A 4,857-nucleotide genomic window follows, 5' to 3' on the forward strand; every position below is an offset into this window, starting at 1 on the left:
TGCAATAACTCCCCAATTAAATTCCTAAGCCAGCAACAGCTTAACCAAATTGCTACTCGTTACAATCAGCAATTAAATCGGTTAACTAAAATCGTAAGCTCTGAGTTACAAAGTGCTGATTTTAAGAGGAATAACGCTAAAAGAAGTGATTCAGATTGGTTAAGACAAGTAATACGTTACTCAGCAACCAGCAATCAGCAATCAGCATATGGGCTACGCCCACCCTACGGGAACAGCAATCAACACTCAACAATTAACACTCAGCAATCGAGACTCAGCATATCGGCTACGCCCACCCTAGGCGAACAGCACTCAGCAATCGAGACTCAGGATATGGGCGACGCCCATGCTACGGGAACAGCACATGGGCTACGCCCACCCTACGGGAACAGCACATGGGCTACGCCCACCCTACGGGAACAGCACATTGAAGAAATGCTAGCCATTTGTATCCAAGCGGTGCGGATGTCTCAACAGCGGAATTCAGTATCCTTGGATGAGTATGGGGAAATTACTGATATAGCCTCTAATCCTTTGGAGGTGGTAATCCAAGAGGAAGAAAAGGATGAGTTGACTCAAGTTAGGACTATTATCTTACAAGAATTTACGGCTTTAGATCAGCTAGCTCAAACATCCCTAAGACTTTGGCTTGGTCTAGGCATCAATCAACAAGATTTTATCGAGCTTTTCGGGTTTAAAAAGCAATATCAAGTGGCTCGCCAGTTTCAACGTTACTTTAAACGTATTTTGAAAGCAGTCGTAACCTTTTATTTTCAGGATGCTATGAACACAACTATCACCTCAAAAGACATCAAACAGCACCTTGATAAAACCACTAAAACTAACTATCTCAATAACTATCTAAAAGCTTATTTAAGTGCTGATAGTCAAGAATTATTTGCTCAAGTTCTTTATACTATTTATGATCAAAATGTTTATAATTCAATCAAAATAGACCTTGGTGACATAGAAAAAAATAACCTAAGTATAAACCATAACTTACTTGAAACAATTCAACCAATATTTGAAGTATTGATTGAAAGAACTTTGTCTATAGAATTGATTGAATTTAGATCAGCTAAACCAGCGATCGCTAAATTTATTGAGCGGTGGCTCCAGCAAAATCAGGCACTAATAGAGCAATCTTGCTCAGGAGAAAGGCAAAACCAATTTAGGCAAAGTGACACCTGAAACGTGAAAGGTTAAAACACCGAATATCCCAAATACCAATTAACCATTAACCAAAAAGGATAGGAGTCAATGAAATTACGTTTAGAGGATGTAGCTTGCCTATATCCAGACCAATTGTTGATAGAATTCTCCCCAGAAGAACGAGAACAAGCATGGCAACAAACCCAACAGCAACCTTATTCTAACCAAGCTGCTCGTTGGCGAGCGTATCTCAATTGTCTCTGTGTGAATACGTTTTTAAGCTATCTGGACACAGAAGTAAATTTAACAGAAGCAAATTTAACAGGAGCAAATTTACTAGAAACAGCACTAGATAAAGCAATAAACAAACCACTAGATACACCACTAAAGAAACCACTAAACAAAGCATTAGTATGGCCAGAGTTGGGGGATTTACCAAGTTTCTGGGACGTAGTGAATGGTACAGCTGTTGAGCTAAACCAGATGCGACTGGTATTAATTCCTAGTGAAGAAATCAAGTTTACAGCGTTGCGAGTACCGCGAGAGTGGATTGATATTCCTGAGTGGGCTAGTCATTATTATGTGGCGATGCAACTGAATTTAGAAGAATGCTGGTTACAGGTGTCGGGATACACCACTTATCAACAGTTACGTGATCATGGTAACTATGACATCATCGATGAAACCTACGCTGTGGATGCAGTAGATTTAATTGAAGATTTGAATGTGATGTGGGTAACGGAAGAACTTGCTCCTAGTCCCAAACTGGCAGTAAAGCCAATGGCAAGATTATCCTGTGATGAAGCAACAACGTTAATCAAGCAATTGAGCCAGGAAACTCCTTATTCTCCGAGGCTAGATATTCCTTTTGCTCAGTGGCAGGCACTGGTATCAAATTCTAAATGGCGCAAGGAATTATATAAACAACGTTCCCTAGTTGACTCTCCTAAGCCATCTATAACTTTACTCTCATGGCTGGATAATTTTATGGAGGGTGCTTGGCAAACTGTTGAGGAAATTCGAGCACGTAATGGTGAACCTACTTTAAGCTTAGCTTACCGGTCTCAACCGACTCGTTTGAAAGATAGTTTCAAGGATAATTCTTCAGCATCTTCCCCTTTTTCTGAAAATATCCCTGAAGCTGTGACCGCAATTATTAAACTAATAAAGACCAATAGCAGTAAAGACACTAACTTACCCGCTATAGAATTATTGGGTGAAATTGGTCATAGTAACTTAGAGGCGATCGCATTGCTTGCTGAGATTATCAATACTACTCACGATCATGACTTACGTCGCCAAGCTGCTGTCAGTTTGGGAAAACTTGACCCAAATCATCCCCAAGCTGGGATCAGGCGAGTTAAGATAATTGATTTAGAAATGCAACTCAATGAGACCAAAGTAGCATTTATGGTTACTCTCATACCTGAAGCAGATGGGGAAATTAATGTTCACTTACGGGTATATCCTACTAAGAGTAAATATCTAAAACCTAATCTCGAATTGCTAGTACTTGATCACGAGGAAGAAATTTTCTTGTCGGCTCAGTCGAGAACTGCTGATAATTGGATTCAATTAGAGTTTAATGGTGAAAAGGGGGATAGATTTATGGTAAAAATAGTACTGGGATATGCCAGCTTCTCCAAAGAGTTTATCCTTTAAGCTATCTTGAATTCGGTAGCGTTGCCCAAAGGCCAAGGTTGTCTGTAAGAAGGCAGAATGTAGAATTTAGAAGGCAAAAGGCAAAAGGCAAAAGGCAAAAGGCAAAAGGCAGAATGTAGAATTTAGAAAGCAAAATCTAGAAGGCAGAAGGCAGAAGGCAGAATGTATAAGGCAGAATGTATAAGGCAGAAGCCAGAATGTAGAGTTCTAACTTCTAACTTCTAAATTCTAAATTCTAAATTCTAAATTCTAAATTCTAAATTCTCTTAATAAATTGAATAGTAGGGGATTAAAAATGACGAAACTAGTAACATTAAAAATAGTTGATGGTGATTTTAAAAAGGGCTTTCGGGTAATCCTAAAAATTGCGATTGATCCCAATGAAAATAAGTTAATGGCCAGAGAAATCGACGGTTGGTTACCGCCAGCACCTCAGATTAACCAATTGTGTAACAGTTGGCTCTTAAGCTATCGTGCTCAAGGAAGAATCAAAGTACATCGGAAACTGACAGCTCCCTCAGAACAGATAACCAACTATTCAATTATCAACTCAGCTCATGATTTAGAAGAGGCGATCAATAATTGGCTAAATTCAACCGATAGAAAGTTTCAACGCTTCCGGGATCAAGTCTTAAAATCTTTATCGACTAATGACCAAATTCGGTTTATTATTCAAACTAATAATATCAAACTTTGGCAACTGCCTTGGCATCTCTGGGATGTCTTGTCCGATTGTGATATTGAGGTTAATTTCAGTACGTCAGAATTTCCCTTACCCTCCCCAGAAATCGACCAATCTAGAAATAAAGTCAGACTATTGGCAATTCTAGGAGATGACACCGGGATTGATATCCAGAAAGATTTGGCATTACTCCAGGAGGAATTACCGGATGCAGAAATTTTCCCCTTAATCAGTCCCCAAAAAAAACAATTAAGCCATGAATTATGGGATAAAAAGTGGGATATATTGTTTTTTGCTGGTCATAGTTTTACCCAGAAAGATGATTTACAAGGACGGTTTTACATCAATGAAGATGAAAGCATAACTATTGAAGAGTTAAAGTATGGTCTAAGCAATGCGATTAAAAATGGTTTAAAATTGGCTATTTTTAATTCCTGTGATGGGTTAGGATTAGCAGCAGAATTGGTTAGTTTACCAATCTCCACAACCCTGGTAATGCGGGAACGGGTGCCAGATGAGGTGGCTCAGACGTTTTTGACGTATTTTCTCAACGCATTTGCCACAAAGAAAAAATCCTTATCGGATTCAGTTTGGGAAACTCGGAAAAGATTGCAGGAGGAGGTAGAAGATAACTATCCCTGTGCTAGTTGGTTACCAGTGATATTTCAAAATCCTGCTCTGAAACCGCCAACTTGGGAAGACTTTATCCGAAATCCCGACCCTACTCGTGATCCAATCCCCGAGAATCCCACACTCCCAAGGGTTTTACTGGTAAGTTTGATGGTCACTATCGCAGTGATCACAATGCGATCGCTAGGGCTGTTACAAGGATCAGAATTACGTGCTTTCGACCATCTGATGGGTCTGCGACCACCTGAAAAGCCGGATGAGCGGGTTTTAGTAATTGCGGTGAATGAACCAGATATTCAGTATCAGAAAAAGATGGGTTGGTCACCGAAAGGGTCATTATCCTCATTATCCGATCGGGCTCTGGCACAACTGTTGCGGAAACTCAACCCTTATCAACCGCGAGTGATTGGCTTAGATATTTATCATGACTTTGAGTTTGAACCTAACTTAGCGACTCAATTGAAGCAAAATCCCCGTTTCATTGGGGCGTGCCAAATGAAAAGTATTGATCAGCCTGCTATCGCTTCACCACCGGGTATGGCATCACAACAGATCGGCTTTAGTGATTTGCCTCGTGACCCAGATGATATTATCCGCCGCCAACTTATAGGGATGACCTCTTCGGATACTTGTGATACCAGTCGCTCTTTGAGTTTTCAAGTCGCTCTGAATTACCTAGCCCAAAAGGGAATCCCGCCGATGAAGAGAAATTCAGCAGGGGATGTAGAAAT

General features: G+C 40.2%; 3 protein-coding genes. All 3 read left to right on the forward strand.

What is annotated here, in order from left to right; genetic code table 11:
- Positions 1-1,191, forward strand: a 1,191-nt coding sequence (locus tag F6K52_RS32450) for a hypothetical protein (protein ID WP_293088608.1), incomplete at its 5' end; no start/stop codon positions are given.
- A gap of 69 nt (positions 1,192-1,260) precedes the next feature.
- A complete protein-coding gene (locus tag F6K52_RS32455; protein WP_293088610.1) occupies positions 1,261-2,814 on the forward strand; it encodes a DUF1822 family protein in 1,554 nt (517 codons plus the stop codon).
- Between the two features lie 295 nt (positions 2,815-3,109).
- Positions 3,110-4,857, forward strand: a 1,748-nt coding sequence (locus F6K52_RS32460) for a CHASE2 domain-containing protein (RefSeq protein WP_293088612.1), incomplete at its 3' end; no start/stop codon positions are given.

It is taken from the genome of Moorena sp. SIO3H5, from assembly GCF_010692395.1.
Taxonomy (GTDB): Bacteria; Cyanobacteriota; Cyanobacteriia; order Cyanobacteriales; family Coleofasciculaceae; genus Moorena.